Raw genomic sequence first — 737 nt, 5'->3', positions numbered from 1 at the left:
ACACCCGAAGTCGGTGGGGTAACCCGCAAGGGAGCCAGCCGCCGAAGGTGGGGTAGATGATTGGGGTGAAGTCGTAACAAGGTAGCCGTATCGGAAGGTGCGGCTGGATCACCTCCTTTCTAAGGATATACCCGATCTCGATGAAGATCGGATAGGAAGCATAAGCTTCCACAAGCAACTCTCAGGCAGGATTGTTGCTCGCTCGTTGTCAGTTTTGAAAGATCAATTCAATCCCTAACGGGGTTGCGAATACATCTTTCATAAAGCTATCCGTTTGGTGGCGATGGCGGAGGGGAACCACGCGTTCCCATACCGAACACGACCGTTAAGCCCTCCAGCGCCAATGGTACTTGGACCGCAGGGTCCTGGGAGAGTAGGACGTCGCCAAGCGGATTCTTCCTATTATGATCTTGTCGAAATAACCAACAATTTCTTGTTGCAGAAGTCGACAGAACATGATAAGATATGAATCCTGTCGCAGCAATGCGGCGCATTTGCACCTTGAAAACTGGATAACGAAAGTAAAATCAAGATGAAAATCTTGAGCTGAAACATCCTTTAGCTGAAAGAAACAACCGCCAGCTGAGGAAACTCACGCTGAGCGATAACTAGGTTAAGCTAGTAAGAGCGCACGGAGGATGCCTAGGCACCAGGAGCCGAAGAAGGACGTGGCGAACAACGATACCGCCTCGGGGAGCCGTAAGCAGGCTTTGATCCGGGGATTTCCGAATGGGGAA

At 50.9% G+C, this 737-nt stretch carries 3 rRNA genes; all 3 read left to right on the top strand.

The window, feature by feature from the left end:
• Positions 1-119, top strand: a 16S ribosomal RNA gene (locus tag NQZ67_RS29975); the annotation flags it as partial.
• Positions 120-273: 154 nt separating this feature from the next.
• Positions 274-390 (top strand): 5S ribosomal RNA (rrf, locus tag NQZ67_RS29970).
• A 221-nt stretch (positions 391-611) separates the two neighbouring features.
• Positions 612-737: ribosomal RNA gene (locus tag NQZ67_RS29965) — 23S ribosomal RNA — on the top strand; the annotation flags it as partial.

This window comes from Paenibacillus soyae (assembly GCF_024623455.1).
In the GTDB taxonomy this organism is placed as follows: Bacteria; Bacillota; Bacilli; order Paenibacillales; family Paenibacillaceae; genus Pristimantibacillus; species Pristimantibacillus soyae.
Note: the sequence above shows the minus strand (reverse complement) of the source record. Positions and strands in the feature narration are given on the sequence as shown.